This is a genomic window from Methylobacterium adhaesivum (assembly GCF_022179065.1).
GTDB lineage: Bacteria > Pseudomonadota > Alphaproteobacteria > Rhizobiales > Beijerinckiaceae > Methylobacterium > Methylobacterium adhaesivum.
Window position 1 is genome coordinate 23,204 of the sequence record NZ_BPQD01000007.1, and the last position, 18,175, is coordinate 41,378.

The following is an 18,175-nucleotide window of genomic DNA, read 5'->3' on the forward strand; positions in this document are numbered from 1 at the left end:
CAGGCTCGAAGGGCGAGAGGACCCGCCTCGCAACGATCCGGCGGAACGCCGTCACGGCTTGAAGAGCCTGTCGGGATGCGTCGTTGCGAGGATTGATCCTCGAAATGGCCCACAAAGCCCCCGACGACCATCGGCTGACATTCCGAGCAAGACGGTGCAGCGGGAATTTTATGAGAGACGCTGAACGCGCGGATCGAGCGGCGACCAGAGAGCACCGAGGCGCTGGTACATCGTCCTGAGATGTGGCGTCCGGTTTTCCGGACGATCCTCTAGGGATGGCGTGCGGACGCCGACGTCCTAGCGGTCGGCGTAGGCGCGCGCGGCATCCTGAATCCGACCGCGCCCGGCGAGGAATGCCGCGACGCAGGTCGGGTCGAAATGCTTGCCGCCTTCGCTCTCGATGTAGGCGACCGCCTCGTCGATCGGCATGGCCGCCTTGTAGGGCCGCACCGTCGTCAGCGCATCGAACACATCGGCGACCGCGACGATGCGGGCGGCCAGGGGGATGAGACGTCCGCGGAGCCCGGCCGGATAACCGGTTCCGTCCCAGCGCTCGTGATGCGAACCGGCGATCTCGGCTGCGAGTTGGATGAGCTCACTTTTACTGCCTGCGAGGATCTCATGGCCGATCGCCGCGTGGCTCTTGATCAAGGTGAACTCCTCGGGATCGAGGCGACCCGGCTTTCGCAGAACCATGTCCGAGATCGCCACCTTCCCCACGTCGTGCAGCGGCGCGGCGAGATAAATCGACCGGCACGTATCGGGTGGAAGTCCAAGTTCCTCCGCGATGATCCGACTGTACATCGCGACCCGGAGGGTGTGCCCTCCCGTGTCGTTGTCCCGGTACTCGACGGCGCGCGACAGACGAAGAATCATTTCCTCCTCGCGCTCGAGGAGCTTGCGGGTCGCGGCACGCAGGGCGTGCTCCAGCAGCGACGCCTGGCTGTTCATCCAATGGAAGGCTGCCGACAGCTGCACGAGGTTGCGCAGGCGGACCTTGAGTTCCGTCCGACCGACGGACTTCGAGAGGAAGTCGGTGGCGCCCGTTTCGATGGCCGCGAGTCTCACGTCCTCACTGACCCGCCCGGTGACCATGACGATGGGAACGGTGCGGTGCTTGGGCTGCTCACGCAGATGCCGGATCACGTCGAGACCGTTGAGAGTCGGCATGACGTAATCGACGACAATGAGATCGAACGCCGTGGTCCCGGCGGCGGCGATCGCGGCGACGGGATCGGAATACCCATGGCACTCGAGATCGCCGACCTCTCCGATCACCCGCAGCATGTGATCGAGATTGGATTGCATATCGTCGATGACGAGGGCGCGCATGGTCGGAAGCGCCCGCACGATCGCATCGACCGGCATCGCCTCCGGATCGGCCCCCTTCAAGGGGGCGGCGGGATGCCAGCTTCTACTCATTGTCGCCCGTAGCGCCTGACCGACCGTTCCCGGCGTTTCCACGAACCACCTGCCGGGACATCGAAGCCGGAACGCGGAGCGTGACCGGAGGGAATTTCATGGCGGATCAGGTCAAGAAAGACCTCACCTGTTTCGAGCTCGGACCCGGCTCCGTTCGGAACGGCGGCTCTGAAGGAAGCTCGGGCGAGGTTGGCGTGGACGGCCTTGAGCGTACCCGACATCATTCCCGGGTGAGCTTGGCCACCACAGCCAGCAACTGCTCAGGCTTGAAGGGTTTCGTGATCCATCCCGTCGCGCCGGCCGCCTTGGCCTGCTGCTTGATGCCCTCGTCAGATTCGGTGCTGAGGAACAGGATCGGAACCCCCGTCACCGAGGGTAAACCGCGCAGGTTCTTGATCATGTCGAGACCGTTCATCACCGGCATGTTGAGGTCGGTGATGACGAGATGGACGGCATTGCTCTTCGCCTTGGCGAGGCCTTCGGCCCCGTCGCCAGCCTCGATGATCGTGTGTCCCGCCCCACCGAGGACGACCTTGATCATCTGTCGGATACTCGGGGAATCGTCGACGGCGAGAATGGTGGCCATGGATGGGTTACTCCGGGATCGCGCGATCAGGAAACAGGACGATCGAGGCCGTCAGGCGCCACGCCGGCACGCTGGAACGCGACCTCCACGGCTGCGGGCATGTTCGCGAGTCGAAGGTGCTTGGCCTGTCGGGTCGCCGTCTTGGCGGCCGAGACGACCAATTGGACGAATGCGATGTCGACACGCGTCACGTCCGTGCAATCGAGCGTCAGGTCGCCGGTCTGGGCGAAAGCCTCACCGACCTCGCCATGCAGCGATCGGATGGTCCTGATGCTGCAATCAGCGGGCAGTTTGAGACGGGTGGGAGCGGACATGTCGGACCGGGAAGACTCAGATGCCCAGGCAGATGCCGAGCGACGGAGCGATAGAGCCATGATGGTTGTAAATCTTCCGTGAAAGCCATTCGAGCGAGCATAAGACCCACCCACGCTAATCTTTCGGAAAGTCGATCATACGAGACTGGATCGGATCAGGGACGACGACGCCTCCAAACCACAGGAGCGGCGTGCCGGATCCAAGATGACTGGACGAGGGTGCCTGACGATGGCCACGGAGGCTCTTTTGGAAGCGCGCAAGCGATTCCCCACAGCTTGGGCGTCCTGGCGCGCCCGCGATGCGGAGCAGGATGGGATTGTGCCTGCAACGAGCGTACCGACCGCCCTCATCTTGCACGCCGACGACACGCAGCGGGACGATCACGGCGTATCGGCCGGGCCGAATCCGATCGACCTGCTGCAGGGCTGGCTCGGCCTGTCCACGCTGCAACGGCGCATGCTGGAGGCACTGATCGGCGAGATCGGCCTCACTTCCTCCGATGTGGAACGGAACGTCCACGATCTTTCCGACCGGTTTCAGAACATCTCCGCGACGACGCAGGACCAGGCCGATATCGTGCGGAACCTCGTCGCCTCGATTCAGACCGTGCAGATCGACGGAACATCGCTCCATCTATCCGAAGTCGCATCGGGCCTCGGCGAGACACTCTCGGCGCTCATGGAGAAGGTCGCCTTCCTATCGTCGCGGGGCGGCGAGACCGCCGATGCCCTCGACGGCGTGCTGACGGAACTCGTTTCCGTGGAGGGCAGCGTCGCGCAAATCGAGCGGATCAACCGACAGACGAACCTTCTCGCTCTGAACGCCAAGATCGAAGCGGCTCGGGCAGGGGATGCGGGGCGCGCCTTCGCCATCGTCGCCGATGAGGTGCGCGCTCTCGCCAGCTCGATCAACGGCCTGTCGAACACCATCAAGGAACAGATCAACGGCATCGCCATCGGGCTTCGCAGCAGTCGGCTGCTTCTGAACGACATCGCCGCCGTCAACATGTCGGAGGAAAGTCATCTCGCCGAAGCCCGCGTGCGAATGGTGATGCAGACCCTCGTCGAGCAGAACGCCCAGGTCTCCGACGTCCTGCGGCAGACGGCAGAGACCACGCAGGCGATCACCGGTGACGTGGCGGCCGCCATCGTCGGAATGCAGTTCCAGGATCTGGCCAAGCAGCGCCTGCAGAACACCAACCATATGCTGGAGGCCCTGGGAACGGCCCTGGAACTGTTTGAAGCGACGACAGTTGCGACGTTCCCGGCTGCCGGAGATGCCGAGCCGGACAAAAGCTGGCTGGAAGCCGCGATCGCGCGCTGCACCCTCGGCGAGGTCCGTGGACGACTGCAGCAGCAACTGGTGCCAGGCAGCGCCGCGGCAACGCTGACCGCCTCGACCTCCGACGATCCCCTCGACGGCATCGACCTGTTCTGACCAGAAGCCGCAACGGCGGATCGGTGAGTCGACCGCCGGACCGACGTGGCGACAATCAACCCGTCGCGCCTCGATCTGGCGGCGCGCCCGTATCGGACGGAGGCTGAGCCTCCGCCAAAGGCGAGGCGCAGCGTCAACACCGAGAGCGACGCGGGTTGGGCGCAAAGGGTAACGTGTTTCGGGCAACTCGATGAAAGCCGCAGTCGCAGGAACACTGGATTGAGAGGGACTCACAAAACTCCCAACCATCGCCGATCCTCACTCTAGGCACGGCGGCGTAGCGGGAGTTTTGTGAGAGACACGTAGAGAGCGGGCCCTGCTTCGGAATGAGGCGGTACCGATCGATAGTACCGCCCTCGGTCACTCAGCCGAAGGAACTGAATCCTTCGAAGCTTTCGACGTGCGCCGCCGCCGATTCAGAGTCTTCCTCGGGCGCCGGAAGACAATCTTCCGCAGGCGCGCCAGGCATTCGCTTCGGTGGATTTGGGTGGATCTCGTCAGAGACGGTTGCAAGCGGCGAGGCAGAGCGATCGAGCTGCACGTCTTTGGTCATCCAGACTCCTCAGGGAATTATGCCGAGCTTACGGCAAAGCTTGGAGTACCCCGATTCGTCCTGATTGGGAAACCGCACCAAGATGGCAGGTGCCATGCAAGCCGGCGTGACGAACGCCCCGGCAGAAGCCGACAGCCCTGTGAGCACCGCGAACGCGATGGCGGTCGTCCACAACCGGACGGATACAAGATCGCGCGGCGCGTGACGACGACTGCCCGGCTCTCGCAGGCAGACACCGAGGAAAGCCGAGCGCCCACCATGCCACTCGTACCCTGCGCCACCCCGCAGACCTCATCTGCGCTGGTTGGGCCCGATCATGAGCGCGATCCGAGCCCAAGCCTCATGCCAAGCGACGCACAAGCGTCCGCTCCATGATCAGCCCGATCGTAAGCGAGCCAAAGCCCCACCCCAGAACATAGAGATAATCGACGCTGACCCCGAGCGACGGATAATATCCGAGCCTGACCCATTCGATGATCTGTACGATCGGGTTCCACTTCATCACCTCATAGATCTGAGGCGGCATGAATTGCGGCAGAAAATACACGCCGGACGTCAGATAGAACGTGATCGTGACGAGGATGTATCCGATCTGCCACCCGGGAAAGAACGACAGGATTCCGACATTGATCGCGCCAATCCCCAACCCCAGCAGCAGCGCGGCGCAATAGCCTCCGACGGCCATGATCGGCTCGTCCGGCATCGGATCAACGCCGAAACAGGCCAAGATCGCAAAAACGACAATGAGTCCGGTAAAGCCCTTGACGACTTCGACGATGTATCGCGCAACGATGAGATCGAATAGCTTCACCTGGGGATAGTAGGTCAGCGGCTTGTTGCTTCCGATCGCCTTCATCGCTTCTCGGGAGGTGTATTGGAAGACCAGGGCCGGAACGGCTCCGGTGGCGATGAACAGCGCAGTGCTTCCCTCCAGGGGTGCCGCGATGCCTCGCACAACCATGATGCCGACGATCAGGAATATGTGTGACACGGGCCACATGACGACGACGAAGTAGCCCCAGTAGGAGGCACCGAATCGGGTCCGCATATCACGCAGCATCAAGGCGTGAATGACATACGCATAGACATCCCAGTCGCTTCGCTCGGCGTGTTGTCTGGGTTTGTATTCGGACATGCGGCATCTCGACGGGCGACGGAGCGTTCGAGGGACGTACGCAGGGAACGCGTCAAAAATGCGCGTGGGGATCCGCAGTAGCAAAGCGACATCAGGCCGGCGCCCGGCCGCACTGAGGGCCGCAAACTCTCGGCCGAAGCGCGCCCGTCGACGCGCGATCACCTTGTGGTCGTCGGGATATTGCCTTCCTGCATGGGAACGGTGTTCTTCGTCGCACCGCTTCCCACGAAGAAGAAGGCGATGGTCAGAGCCAGGGCAACGAGGGCGACGATGAAGACGAGAAATCTGCGGGGCATGGTTGCCTCTGTGAGACCGTTGAAGACCGCCCGCCCGTCACGCCGAAGCAGCGCCAGCCGGTCGCAAGCATCCGCCAGAACGATCCCCTAACACGAAAGGAAACGCTTTCCGGAGATCACCGCTGTCTCCCGGATAGCAATCCATCGCAGACGTGTGGTGGGCGGTGAGGGACTCGAACCCCCGACCCTCTCCGTGTAAAGGAGACGCTCTACCAACTGAGCTAACCGCCCAAGCGCGCTGTTTCGTAGCGAAGCGGCCGCTGTCACGCAAGCCGGTGGCCGGATGTGAGAAAGGCCCCGGAGTTTCCTCCGGGGCCTTTCTCGTTTCGATCGATCAATGCGCGATGACCGTTGCGGTCTCGTCCTCGCCGATGACCGGGCGGACCGGCGGTGCCGGCTCCTCCCACTCGATGGGCTCGGGCACCCGAACGAGGGCGTGCTTCAGGACCTGATCCATCCGCGAGACCGGGATAATCTCCATCCCGTTCTTCACGCTGTCGGGCACCTCGGCGATATCCTTGGCGTTCTCCTCGGGGATCAGCACGGTCTTGATGCCGCCGCGCAGGGCCGCCAGCAGCTTCTCCTTAAGGCCGCCGATGGGCAGCACGCGGCCGCGCAGGGTGACCTCGCCGGTCATCGCCACATCCTTGCGCACGGGAATGCCCGTAAGCGTGGAGATGATGGCGGTGGCCATGCCGATGCCGGCGGACGGACCGTCCTTCGGCGTCGCCCCCTCGGGCACGTGGACGTGGATGTCCCGACGCTCGAACAGCGGCGGCTCGATGCCGAAATCGACGGCCCGCGACCGGACGTAGCTCGCCGCCGCAGAAATCGACTCCTTCATCACGTCGCGCAGGTTGCCCGTGACCGTCATCTTACCCTTGCCGGGCATCATGACGCCTTCGATCGTCAGCAACTCGCCGCCGACCTCGGTCCAGGCCAGACCCGTGACCACGCCCACCTGATCCTCCTCGTCGATCTCGCCGTATCGGAACTTCGGCGGCCCGAGGAAGACCGGCAGGTTCTCCTCCGTAACGGTGACCGACTTCACCTTCGTGATGAGGATCTCCTTCACGGCCTTGCGGATGAGGTTCGAGATCTCACGCTCCAGATTGCGCACGCCCGCTTCTCGCGTGTAGCGGCGAATGAGCATGAGCAGGCCGGAATCCTCGATTTGCCACTCCTTGGCATCGAGGCCGTGCTTCTTGATCGCACCCGGAACGAGGTGCTTCCGGGAGATCTCGAGTTTCTCCTCCTCGGTATAGCCGGCGATGCGGATCACCTCCATGCGGTCCATCAGGGGCGCGGGGATGTTCAGCGTGTTGGCGGTGGTGACGAACATGACGTTCGACAGGTCGTAATCGACCTCGAGGTAGTGATCGTTGAAGGTTGCGTTCTGCTCCGGATCGAGCACCTCCAGCAGGGCCGCCGAGGGATCACCACGGAAGTCCATGCCCATCTTGTCGATCTCATCGAGAAGGATGAGCGGGTTCGAAGTCTTAGCCTTGCGCATGGACTGCACGATCTTACCCGGCATCGAGCCGATATAGGTCCGGCGGTGACCGCGAATCTCGGCTTCGTCACGCACCCCACCCAGCGACATCCGCACGAATTCGCGACCCGTCGCCTTAGCGATGGACTTGCCGAGCGAGGTCTTGCCAACACCCGGAGGGCCGACGAGGCAGAGGATCGGGCCCGTAAGCTTGTTCGCGCGCTGCTGCACAGCGAGGTACTCGACGATGCGCTCCTTGACCTTATCGAGGCCGAAATGGTCCTCGTCGAGCATCACCTGGGCGCCGAGCAGATCCTTCTTAATCTTCGAGCGCTTGCTCCACGGAATGCCCAGCATCCAGTCGAGGTAGTTGCGCACCACCGTCGCCTCGGCCGACATCGGAGACATCTGGCGAAGCTTCTTCAGCTCCGCCACCGCCTTGTCGCGGGCCTCCTTGGTGAACTTGGTCTTCTCGATCTTCTCTTCGAGTTCCGCGAGCTCGTCCTTGCCATCCTCGGAGTCGCCCAACTCCTTCTGGATCGCCTTCATCTGCTCGTTAAGGTAGTACTCGCGCTGCGTCTTCTCCATCTGCCGCTTGACGCGGGTCCGGATACGCTTCTCCACCTGCAGGACCGAGATCTCGCTCTCCATGAGCGACAGCACGCGCTCGAGGCGCTGCGCCACCGTGGGGATCTCGAGGATCGCCTGCTTGTCGGCAATCTTGACGGCGAGGTGCGAGCCCACGGTGTCGGCGAGCTTCGAGGGCTCGTCGATTTGCGTGACGGCTGAGACGACCTCGGGTGAGATCTTTTTGTTAAGCTTCACGTAATTCTCGAACTCGGCGATGACCGAGCGCGCGAGGGCCTCCGCCTCGACGCTATCGCCGAGCTCGTCCGTAAGGGTCTCGGCCTCGGCCTCGTAGTAGGAGTCTGATTTGTTGAACTCCGTGATCCGGGCGCGTCCCGCGCCCTCGACGAGGACCTTCACGGTGCCGTCGGGCAGCTTCAGGAGCTGGAGTACGCTGGCCAGGGTGCCGATCTTGTAGATGGCGTCGGTGGCCGGATCGTCGTCGCTGGCATTGATCTGGGTGGCCAGCAGGATATGCCGATCCGTCCGCACGGCCTCTTCGAGGGCGCGGATCGACTTCTCACGCCCAACGAAGAGCGGGACGATCATATGCGGGAACACGACGATGTCGCGGAGCGGCAGGACGGCATAGGAGCCCGTCGAGCCCGGAACGACAGGCTGGCGCGATTTCGGTTGAGTCATGTCGGACTTCCTCATGATGGACGCCGGGCGGTCACACCTCGATGAGCGAGTGACTGCCGGGGCCGACCGGGCCGCGAAGGGGTCGGAAGCATTCTGAAAAGACGCGGCTGGCGGCGGGACGCCGCACCTCGGAAGGGCGAGCGTGCGGCCATCGCGCTTGACGTTTGAGATGGAAGCGGAAGCTGACGTTTACAAGATCCGTTTCGGTCCGGCCCGTCGTGAAGGGCCGGACCGCAAGTCGGGCAGCGTTCAGGCGCTGACGCTAGCTGGGGCTTCCTTGTTGCGGTCTCCGTGGATGTAGAGGGGACGCGACTTCCCATCGACAACCTCGGGACCGATCACAACCTGCTCGACGGAGTCGAGGCCGGGCAGGTCGTACATCGTCTCCAGCAGGATGGTCTCCAGGATCGAACGCAAACCACGGGCGCCGGTCTTGCGCTCGATCGCCTTGCGGGCAACCAGGGACAGGGCCTCGTCCTGGAACGTCAGCTCGACATTCTCCATCTCGAACAGACGCTGGTACTGCTTGACGAGGGCGTTTTTCGGCTCCTGCAGGATCTTCTTGAGGGCGTCCTCGTCGAGATCCTCCAACGTTGCCAGGACCGGCAGACGACCGACGAACTCCGGAATAAGGCCGAACTTCAGGAGGTCCTCCGGCTCCACCGCGCGGAAGATCTCACCGGTGCGACGGTCGTCGGGAGCCTGCACGGTCGCGCCGAAACCGATCGACGTCCCCTTGCCACGCTGCGAGATGATCCGCTCAAGGCCCGCAAAGGCGCCACCGCAGATGAACAGGATGTTCGTGGTGTCGACCAACAGAAACTCCTGCTGCGGATGCTTGCGACCGCCCTGCGGAGGCACGGAAGCGACGGTGCCTTCCATGATCTTGAGGAGCGCCTGCTGCACGCCCTCCCCCGACACGTCACGGGTGATGGACGGGTTGTCCGACTTGCGGGAAATCTTGTCGATCTCGTCGATGTAGACGATGCCGCGCTGCGCCCGCTCGACGTTGTAGTCGGAGGCCTGGAGCAGCTTGAGGATGATGTTCTCGACGTCCTCACCGACGTAGCCCGCCTCCGTCAGGGTGGTGGCGTCCGCCATGGTGAAGGGTACGTCGAGGATGCGAGCCAGCGTCTGCGCGAGCAGCGTCTTGCCGGAGCCCGTGGGCCCAATCAGCATGATATTGGACTTCGCCAGCTCGACGTCGTTGTGCTTCGAAGCGTGGGCGAGCCGCTTGTAATGGTTGTGGACCGCGACGGAGAGAACCTTCTTCGCAAAATCCTGGCCGATGACGTAATCATCGAGGACGCGGCGGATCTCCTTCGGCGTGGGCACACCGTCGCGCGATTTCACCAGGGAGGATTTCGATTCCTCGCGGATGATGTCCATGCACAGTTCGACACACTCGTCGCAGATGAACACCGTCGGGCCCGCGATCAGCTTGCGGACCTCGTGCTGGCTCTTGCCGCAAAACGAGCAGTACAGCGTGCTCTTCGAGTCGTTGCCGCCAGTCTTGCTCATATCGGTCTCCGTTCGCGGGCATGGCGCCGGTCCCGGGCGCACACGCATCCTTCGAATTTAATGCCATCGGCCTAAAGAAACAGTCACCTGCGCGCATCTGCCGGCTTCGGGACGGACTGACGATGCAAGCACGCTGCCGCGGCCGGATCAAGGCAGGGACGTGGCCCCGCCTCGAAACGACGCGGCCAGCCCCCTACGGGAAGCCGGCGCGCACGCGATCAGGTGGCGGCGGCAGGCTCCGGACGCTTCTGAATCACCTCGTCGATGAGCCCGAACTCTTTGGCGGCATCCGCCGTCATGAAGTTGTCGCGCTCAAGGGCGGTGACGATGGCGTCGTAATCGCGGCCGGTGTGCTTCACGTAGATCTCGTTGAGGCGCTTCTTCAGGGCCTCGATCTCGCGAGCATGGATGAGGATGTCGGTGGCCTGGCCCTGGAACCCGCCGGAAGGCTGGTGCACCATGATGCGGGCGTTGGGCAGGGCAAAGCGATGGCCCGGCTCGCCAGCGGTCAGCAGCAGGGAGCCCATGGAGGCGGCCTGACCGACGCAGAGCGTCGTCACAGGGCAGCGGATAAACTGCATCGTGTCGTAGATCGACAGTCCCGACGTCACCACGCCACCGGGCGAGTTGATGTAGAAGGAGATTTCCTTCTTCGGATTCTCAGCCTCGAGGAACAGGAGCTGCGCCACGATGAGCGACGCGCCGTAATCCTCGACCGGGCCGGTAAGGAAGATGATCCGCTCGCGCAACAGGCGCGAATAGATGTCGAAGGCACGCTCGCCGCGGCTCGACTGCTCGACCACCATGGGCACGAGCGCGGAGTTATAATAGTCGACCGGATCTCTCATCATCACGTGCCCCAAGCCTCGAGGGGTCCGGCCGCACCGCGTATCGGGCGCAGGCCGGACATTTCAGCGAACTCCGGCGACGGTGAACGCCGCCTTACTCATGGCCCGCCGCCCTCGAAGGGAGCAACGGGCTCAGTCGGCCTTGGCGACGGCGGGCAGAGCCTCGTCGTTTCCGGCCGAGTTGGTCTCGTCCTTGCTGGACGCGGCCTTGGAAGCCCCCTTGGAGCCCTCCTCGGCCTCATCCTCGTCGTTGAACAGCGCCTCCTTCGAGACGGGCTCCTCGACGAGCTTCACCTGCCCGAGGACGTGGTCGACGACCTTCTCCTCGAAGATCGGCGCACGCAGCTCGGCAAGCGCCTGGGCGTTCTTACGGTAGAAGTCCCAGACCTGCTGCTCCTGGCCGGGAAACTGCCGGACCCGGGCGATCAGCGCCTGGTTCACCTCGTCGTCGCTCACCCTGATATCGGCCGTCTCACCGACCTGCGCAAGCACCAAGCCGAGGCGTACGCGACGCTCGGCGATTTTGCGGTACTCGGCCGTGGCCTTCTCCTCGGTGGTATCCTCGTCGGCGAAGGTCTTGCCGCGGGTCTTCAGGTCCTGCTCGACCTGGGCCCAAACGGCGGCGAACTCCTGGTGGACGAGGCTCGGGGGCAGCTCGAACGCGTACTTCGTATCGAGGGCGTCGAGGAGCTCCTTCTTGAGCTTGCGCCGGGACTGGGCCTCGAAATCGCTGCCGATGGCCGTGGCGACAGCCTCCTTCAGCTTGTCGAGGGATTCCATGCCGAAGCCCTTGGCGAGCTCGTCGTCGATCTTGGTCTCGCCCGGAGCCTGGATGGCCTTCACCGTGACGTCGAACTCGGCATCCTTGCCGGCGAGCGCCTCGGCCCCGTAGGCCTCTGGGAAGGTGGACTTCACCACGCGGCTCTCGCCGACCTTGGCGCCGACGAGCTGGTCCTCGAAGCCGGGGATGAACTGGCCCGAGCCGAGCTCGAGGTCGATGCCCTCGCCCGTGCCGCCCTCGAAGGCGACGCCGTCGATGCGGCCGACGAAATCGATGGTGACGCGGTCGCCGGTCTCGGCGGCTGCCCCCTCGTCACGTGCCGTGAAGCTGCGGTTGGACGACGCCATGCGGGTGATGGCCTCGTCGACCTCCGTGTCGGAGGGCTTGGCCACGAGCTTCGTCAGGCTGACGTCGGAGAGGTCGGCGAGTTCGAAGGTCGGCAGAACTTCGAGGGCGACGTTAAACGACAGGTCGGCCTTGGCGTCGAGCGCTCGCTCCACCACGGACTGCTCGCCGGGGAACTCGACCTTCGGCTCGAGGGCGAGCTTGAGGTTGTTGTCCTGGACGATCTTCTGATTCGCTTCATTGACGGCATTCTGCAGTACGTCGGCCATCACGGAGCGGCCATAGAGCTTGCGCAGGTGCGCCACCGGGACCTTGCCGGGGCGGAAGCCCTTGATCTGCGCCTTGTCCTTGAGGGTCGACAGCTCGCTGTTCAGGCGCTCCTCGAGCTCTTGCGCGGCAAGGGATACCTGAAACTCGCGCTTCAGCCCCTCGGAGAGTGTCTCGGTCACCTGCATGGTCGTCTTTCCGCTGTCGTGCGCGCATCGGCGCGAATTCATCCGGTCCCCGCCGCCCGACCGGGCCGGGGATAAGGTCGGCGCCAGGACGTCACGCAAGAACCGAAGGCCGAATCGCGACGAGTGGCCCGGCCGGCCATTCGCGGTGAGCCGATCCGTTCCCAACGGCGATGGACTGGTGCGGGCGGAGGGGCTCGAACCCCCACGTCTTGCGACACTGGAACCTAAATCCAGCGCGTCTACCAGTTCCGCCACGCCCGCAAGCGACGACCTCCGGCGCGCATCCCGCCGCCAGAGCGCGGTCCTATAACACGCGCACAACGGGCCGCAGCAAAAAAAGTCGGCTCGACGTCACGCGGTTTCGCGCATCCGTGGACCTTCGGCGGCGCCGGTTGGCGCCCGCGCGTCCCGACGTCTACAACCGGCGCGGATCGCCCGCCCGCATCCCCCATCGTTCGCCAGAGGTGTCATGCCGCATCGTCGCCCGCCCCTCGTTCCCGGGCCGTCGCTCGCTGAAGCCGCCCTGTCGCGCCGCAGCCTGCTCGGCGGCGTTGCAGCCCTGGCGCTGGGCTCGACGGGCGCACGCGCCCAGGCGCCGGCCCGAACCGCTCCTTCCGCGAAGCCCGAGACCAAGGCGCCGACGGAACAGAAGCCCGAAGCCCCGGTCCGGCCGTTGAGCGCCGCGCCCGGTACGACCCGTCTGAAGCCCGAACCGGCGGCGGCGACGCCAGTCTGGTCGTTCGATGGAGCGAGCGTTCCGCCGGTGGTCCGGGTGAAGCTCGGCGAGACCGTGCGCCTGCGGGTCGAGAACAAGATCGACAAGCCCCTGTCCCTGCACTGGCACGGGGTCCGCAACCAGAACCCGATGGACGGCGTCGGCGGTCTCACGCAGGCGCCGATCCCGCCGGGGGGCGAGTTCACCTACACGTTCGTGCCGCCCGACGCCGGCAGCTTCCTCATCCGCCCCCTCGTGGTGGCCGGCTCGAGCGAACCGTCGGGCCGGGGGCTCGCCGGCCTGCTCGTGGTGGAAGAGACCACGCCTCCGGGCGTCGACCACGACCTCGCGGTTCTGATGCAGGACTGGCGCCTCGCCGACGACGGCACCCTGCTGCCCTTCGGCCAGACCGCCTTCGCGGCGAGTTCGGGGCGGCTCGGCAACCTCGTCACGGTGAACGGCAAACCGGTGCCGGACGCGCTCACCGTGCGGCCGAGTACCCGCGTGCGCCTGCGCCTCGCCAATGCCTGCAACGCGCGTGGCACCCGCATCCGCTTCGACAACCTCAAGGTCTACGTGGCGGCGGTGGATGGCCAGCCAACGGATACGTTCGAGCCCCTGCGCGCCACGCTGCCGTTCCCGCCCGGCACCCGCTACGACCTCATGCTCGACATGCCGGCGGAGGCCGGCGCCTCGGGGAGCATCACGGCCCTCGTCGGCAGCGGGCTCGCCCTCGCCACCCTCACGACCCAGGGCGAACCGGTGCAGGCCAAGCGGGCCGCCATCGGGCCCATCGGCGAGAACAAGCTTCTACCAGCGGAAGTGAAACTCCAGAACGCCGTGCGGCGGGACGTGGTGATTACGGGCGGCGCCCGCCCGGACAAGGACAAGCCGGCGGCCGAACCGGTCTATACCGGTGACGCCGCGAAGGTCTGGTCGGTCAACGGCACGTCGGGTGCCGCCGGCATCCCGCCCCTGTTCACGGTCAAGCGCGGCCAGGTAGTGGTGCTGGCCCTGCGCAACGAGACTGCGTTTCCCCAGGCTTTGCACCTGCACGGCCACGCCTTCCGCCTGCTCCACCCCCTCGACGACGGCTGGGAGCCCTACTGGCTCGACACCTTCCAGCTCCTCGAAGGCCGCACCGCCCGCATCGCCTTCAAGGCCGACAATCCCGGCCGATGGGCCCTCGGCTCGACGGTGCTGGAGCGGTTCGACACGGGCCTGTGGGGCTGGTTCGAGGTGACCTGACCCCCGTCAACCGCCCAGAACGTCCCGCAGCACCGCCGGCATCAGTTCGGGAAGATCCTCGGCGATGAGGCCGGGGCCGTGGCGTCGCCCGGCCTCGCCGTGCATCCAGACGGCGGCGGCCGCCGCCTCGAACGGGTCCATCCCCTGGGCGAGGAGGCCGGCGACGAAGCCGGACAGCACATCGCCCGATCCCGCCGTTCCGAGATAGGGCGTGCCGTGATCGTTGATGGCCACGCGGCCATCGGGTGCGGCGATCACCGTGTCGGGCCCCTTGAACACCACCACCGCCCCGGTGAGGCTGGCGGCCCGGCGGGCCCGTTCGAGCTTCGAGAGATCGTCGGCGACCGCGTCCGTGCCCTCGAACAGCCGGTCGAATTCTCCCGCATGCGGAGTCAACACGGCCTGCGACGACCCGTCCGCGACGTGGGCGGCGAGCAGTCGAGCCTGTCCCTTGAAGCTTGTCAGGGCATCGGCGTCGAGCACGAGGTGGCGTCCGGCGGCGGCGGCCACGGCGACGAGGTCGCGGGTGGCCTCACCGACACCGAGGCCGGGGCCGGCCACCACGACATTGAGGCGCTCGTCCACCAGGAGGTCGTCAAGGTCGTCGGCGCCCTCGCTGGCCCGCAGCATGATCGCCGTCAGGTGCGCGGCGTTCTCCGCCATGGCGTTGGGCGGCGAGGCCACGGTGACGAGGCCGGCGCCGATCCGCAGGGCCCCGCGCGCGGCGAGCCGCGCCGCGCCGGTGCGATGGGCGGGCCCCGACAGGACCAGAGCGTGGCCGCGCGTGTACTTGTGACTTGCCGCCTGGAGACGCGGGAACGCCGCTCCCCACAGGTCGGGGTCGTTGCGCCAGAGGGGCGCATCCGTGCCGAACCCGGCCGCGAGGTCATCCGCGTCGGTGCCGATCTCCGCCACATGCAGGGCGCCGCAATGGGCGCCCCCCGGCTGGAGGAGATGGCCGGGCTTCAGGGCCACGAAGGTCACGGTCTCGGTCGCGCGCACGGCATGGCCGCGCACGGCCCCGGTATCGCCATCGATCCCGCTCGGCACATCGACGGCGATCACCGGCACGCTCGAGCGTGTCAACCGTTCGACGAGGGCGGCGGCCTCTCCGTCGAGGTCGCGTGACAGGCCGGCGCCGAACAGGGCATCGACCACGATGTCGTAGGCGGCAAAATCCACGACGTCGGACGCCGCTAGAACCGGTCCGTCCCATCCCGCCGCCGCGCCGGCGGCATCACCATGGAGATCGGCGACGGGCACGAGGGCCGCGAGATCGACGGCAAGACCAGCATCTTGGAGCATGCGGGCGGCGACATAGCCGTCGCCGCCGTTGTTGCCCGGCCCGCACAGGACGAGGACCCGCCCGCGATCCGGCAGATGCGCCCGAACCCGCGCGGCAACGGCGGATCCCGCCCGCTGCATCAGGACGGCCCCGGGAACGCCCCGCGCGATGGCGGCTGCATCGACCCTGCGCATCGCCGCGACTGTGAGCAGGCGCGTCGTCTCCATGGCCAATCCCCCCTCGATGGTTCGCGGGGCTGCTCGCACCCCGCGCCGTTCCGTCTGCAGCGGCTTCGCAGAGAGGCGGCAGCCCAAACGATTTGCAGATCGTGCACATTCGTTGTGCAATTTTTGGCCCGCCACCGTCAAAACGGCGTGGCGGCGGCCCGGCCGCGATGATACCAAAGTGGCTCAGAGAAGCATCGAGGTCAGGCCCGCCCGGCATGAAGAAGATCGAAGCGATCATCAAGCCTTTCAAACTGGACGAGGTGAAGGAAGCCCTCCAGGAGGTCGGGCTGCAGGGCATCACCGTGATCGAGGCCAAGGGCTTCGGCCGCCAGAAGGGCCACACCGAACTCTATCGCGGTGCCGAGTATGTGGTCGACTTCCTGCCCAAGGTGAAGCTCGAGATCGTCCTGTCGGACGCCCTGGTGGAAGGCGCCGTTGAGGCGATCCGCAAGTCGGCCCAGACCGGGCGCATCGGCGACGGCAAGATCTTCGTCTCGACCATTGAGGAAGCGATCCGCATCCGCACCGGCGAGACCGGCACCGACGCGATCTGATTTCCCGGTCCCGGTGCGTGCCGGGGTGCCGCAATCGCCGCTCCGCGCACACGGTCGCGCGAGCAGGCGAGCGTCCGGCATGACGGAATTTTCGCCCTGTCGCCGGTCGAAGGCGTTTTCTTCTCGCGCGCCGGGTCCACCGCACGCAAAAACCCTATAAAGCGGGCCCAACCGCGGGCCGCCTTTCGGCGGCGCGCGGCGGAACCACGGCCCGACGCCGCGAATCAAGGAGACTCCCGAGGATGGCCAAGACTGCAGCCGACGTCCTGAAAGAAATCAAGGACAACGACGTCAAGTACGTGGACTTCCGCTTCACGGACCCGCGCGGCAAGTGGCAGCACGTGACGTTCGACGTCTCCCTCGTGGACGACGACATGTTCACCGACGGCACCATGTTCGACGGTTCGTCCATCGCCGGCTGGAAGGCCATCAACGAATCCGACATGCTGCTGATGCCGGACCCGGCGACCGCCTGCATGGACCCGTTCTTCTCCGCCTCGACCATGTCCATCGTCTGCGACGTGCTCGAGCCGTCGACGGGCGCGCCCTACAGCCGCGATCCGCGCGGCACGGCGAAGCTCGCAGAGGCCTACCTCAAGTCCACGGGCATCGGCGACACCATCTATGTCGGCCCCGAGGCCGAGTTCTTCGTGTTTGACGACGTGAAGTTCGCCTCCGATCCCTACCAGACCGGCTTCAAGCTCGACTCGACAGAGCTGCCCATCAACGGCTTCACAGACTACGAGGGCGGCAACCTCGGCCACCGCATTCCCATGAAGGGCGGTTACTTCCCCGTCCCGCCGCAGGATTCGGCCCAGGACATGCGCGGCGAGATGCTGGCCGCCATGCAGTCCATGGGCGTGAAGGTCGAGAAGCACCACCACGAGGTGGCGAGCGCTCAGCACGAACTCGGCATGAAGTTCGACACGCTCACCCTGCTCGCCGACCACATGCAGATCTACAAGTACTGCATCCACAACGTCGCCCAGAGCTACGGCAAGACCGCGACGTTCATGCCGAAGCCCGTCTACGGCGACAACGGCTCGGGCATGCACGTGCACCAGTCGATCTGGAAGGACGGCAAGCCGCTCTTCGCCGGCGACAAGTACGCCGACCTCAGCCAGGAATGCCTGTGGTTCATCGGGGGCACGATCAAGCATGCGAAGGCGCTCAACGCCTTCACCAACCCCTCGACCAACTCCTACAAGCGCCTGGTGCCGGGCTACGAGGCCCCCGTGCTGCTGGCCTACTCGGCCCGCAACCGCTCGGCCTCCTGCCGGATTCCGTGGACCACGAACCCGAAGGCCAAGCGCGTCGAGGTCCGCTTTCCCGATCCGATGGCGAACCCCTACCTCGCCTTCTCGGCCCTGCTCATGGCCGGCATCGACGGCATCCTGAACAAGATCGATCCGGGCCCGGCCATGGACAAGGATCTCTACGACCTGCCGCCGCGTGAGCTGAAAGAAATTCCCACCGTCTGCGGCAGCCTTCGTGAAGCCCTGCAGAACCTCGACCGCGACCGCGCCTTCCTCAAGATGGGCAACGTCTTCACCGACGATCAGATCGACTCGTTCATCGAGCTGAAGATGGCGGAGGTGATGCGCTACGAGATGACTCCGCACCCCGTCGAGTTCACGATGTACTACTCGCTCTGAGGCGAGCGGGCCGGGCCTCGCGCCCGGCCTTTCGGA

The 18,175-nt window shown here is 65.3% G+C and carries 15 protein-coding genes and 2 tRNA genes; 4 read left to right on the plus strand and 13 right to left on the minus strand.

All coding sequences use genetic code 11. The annotated features are described in order from the left end of the window. Positions 1-297: 297 nt before the first annotated feature. The 3 genes from MFF01_RS07470 to MFF01_RS07480 all read right to left on the minus strand — a co-directional run bounded on the left by MFF01_RS07470 (position 298) and on the right by MFF01_RS07480 (position 2,322). On the minus strand, positions 298-1,368 hold the full coding sequence (locus MFF01_RS07470) for an HD-GYP domain-containing protein (protein ID WP_238223523.1): 1,071 nt from the start codon (positions 1,366-1,368) through the stop codon (positions 298-300). Positions 1,369-1,642: 274 nt separating this feature from the next. Then, positions 1,643-2,008, minus strand: a complete 366-nt coding sequence (locus MFF01_RS07475) for a response regulator (RefSeq protein WP_238223525.1) — start codon at positions 2,006-2,008, stop codon at positions 1,643-1,645. Between the two features lie 26 nt (positions 2,009-2,034). Next, positions 2,035-2,322 carry an STAS domain-containing protein gene (locus tag MFF01_RS07480; protein WP_238223526.1) on the minus strand — a complete coding sequence of 96 codons (288 nt, stop codon included), beginning with the start codon at positions 2,320-2,322 and terminating at the stop codon, positions 2,035-2,037. A gap of 319 nt (positions 2,323-2,641) precedes the next feature. Here MFF01_RS07480 and MFF01_RS07485 point away from each other — a divergent pair, with 319 nt between their 5' ends. Continuing rightward, positions 2,642-3,760: a methyl-accepting chemotaxis protein gene (locus tag MFF01_RS07485; RefSeq protein WP_238223528.1), complete on the plus strand. Its 1,119-nt coding sequence runs from the start codon at positions 2,642-2,644 to the stop codon at positions 3,758-3,760. Positions 3,761-4,124: 364 nt separating this feature from the next. On the opposite strand, the gene MFF01_RS07490 is transcribed toward MFF01_RS07485, so the two are convergent. The 9 genes from MFF01_RS07490 to MFF01_RS07530 form a co-directional block, all read right to left on the minus strand. Further along, on the minus strand, positions 4,125-4,313 hold the full coding sequence (locus MFF01_RS07490; protein ID WP_238223530.1) for a hypothetical protein: 189 nt from the start codon (positions 4,311-4,313) through the stop codon (positions 4,125-4,127). Positions 4,314-4,653: 340 nt separating this feature from the next. Further along, the gene (locus MFF01_RS07495) at positions 4,654-5,448 is read right to left on the minus strand and encodes an ABC transporter permease (RefSeq protein ID WP_238223532.1); all 795 of its coding nucleotides are present in this window, start codon (positions 5,446-5,448) and stop codon (positions 4,654-4,656) included. A 158-nt stretch (positions 5,449-5,606) separates the two neighbouring features. Further along, positions 5,607-5,744 carry a hypothetical protein gene (locus MFF01_RS07500; RefSeq protein ID WP_238223534.1) on the minus strand — a complete coding sequence of 46 codons (138 nt, stop codon included), beginning with the start codon at positions 5,742-5,744 and terminating at the stop codon, positions 5,607-5,609. A 155-nt stretch (positions 5,745-5,899) separates the two neighbouring features. Beyond that, a tRNA-Val gene (locus tag MFF01_RS07505) sits at positions 5,900-5,975 on the minus strand. A gap of 103 nt (positions 5,976-6,078) precedes the next feature. Beyond that, positions 6,079-8,505 carry an endopeptidase La gene (lon, locus tag MFF01_RS07510; protein ID WP_238223536.1) on the minus strand — a complete coding sequence of 809 codons (2,427 nt, stop codon included), beginning with the start codon at positions 8,503-8,505 and terminating at the stop codon, positions 6,079-6,081. Positions 8,506-8,754: 249 nt separating this feature from the next. Next, positions 8,755-10,026 carry an ATP-dependent Clp protease ATP-binding subunit ClpX gene (clpX, locus tag MFF01_RS07515; RefSeq protein ID WP_238223538.1) on the minus strand — a complete coding sequence of 424 codons (1,272 nt, stop codon included), beginning with the start codon at positions 10,024-10,026 and terminating at the stop codon, positions 8,755-8,757. 218 nt (positions 10,027-10,244) lie between these two features. Continuing rightward, entirely contained in the window at positions 10,245-10,874 is a 630-nt protein-coding gene (locus MFF01_RS07520) for an ATP-dependent Clp protease proteolytic subunit (protein ID WP_238224302.1), read from the minus strand. 132 nt (positions 10,875-11,006) lie between these two features. Then, positions 11,007-12,455, minus strand: a complete 1,449-nt coding sequence (gene tig / locus MFF01_RS07525) for a trigger factor (RefSeq protein ID WP_238223543.1) — start codon at positions 12,453-12,455, stop codon at positions 11,007-11,009. A gap of 176 nt (positions 12,456-12,631) precedes the next feature. Continuing rightward, positions 12,632-12,716: transfer RNA gene (locus MFF01_RS07530), tRNA-Leu, on the minus strand. Between the two features lie 208 nt (positions 12,717-12,924). On the opposite strand from MFF01_RS07530, the gene MFF01_RS07535 reads away from it, so the two are divergent. Beyond that, complete coding sequence (locus MFF01_RS07535; protein ID WP_238223545.1) at positions 12,925-14,418, plus strand: multicopper oxidase family protein; 1,494 nt, start codon at positions 12,925-12,927, stop codon at positions 14,416-14,418. Between the two features lie 6 nt (positions 14,419-14,424). On the opposite strand, the gene MFF01_RS07540 is transcribed toward MFF01_RS07535, so the two are convergent. Continuing rightward, positions 14,425-15,930 carry an NAD(P)H-hydrate dehydratase gene (locus tag MFF01_RS07540; RefSeq protein ID WP_238223547.1) on the minus strand — a complete coding sequence of 502 codons (1,506 nt, stop codon included), beginning with the start codon at positions 15,928-15,930 and terminating at the stop codon, positions 14,425-14,427. 215 nt (positions 15,931-16,145) lie between these two features. On the opposite strand from MFF01_RS07540, the gene MFF01_RS07545 reads away from it, so the two are divergent. After that, entirely contained in the window at positions 16,146-16,484 is a 339-nt protein-coding gene (locus tag MFF01_RS07545; RefSeq protein ID WP_003600526.1) for a P-II family nitrogen regulator, read from the plus strand. Positions 16,485-16,726: 242 nt separating this feature from the next. Beyond that, positions 16,727-18,139, plus strand: a complete 1,413-nt coding sequence (glnA, locus tag MFF01_RS07550) for a type I glutamate--ammonia ligase (protein ID WP_238223549.1) — start codon at positions 16,727-16,729, stop codon at positions 18,137-18,139. The last annotated feature ends 36 nt before the right edge of the window (positions 18,140-18,175 follow it).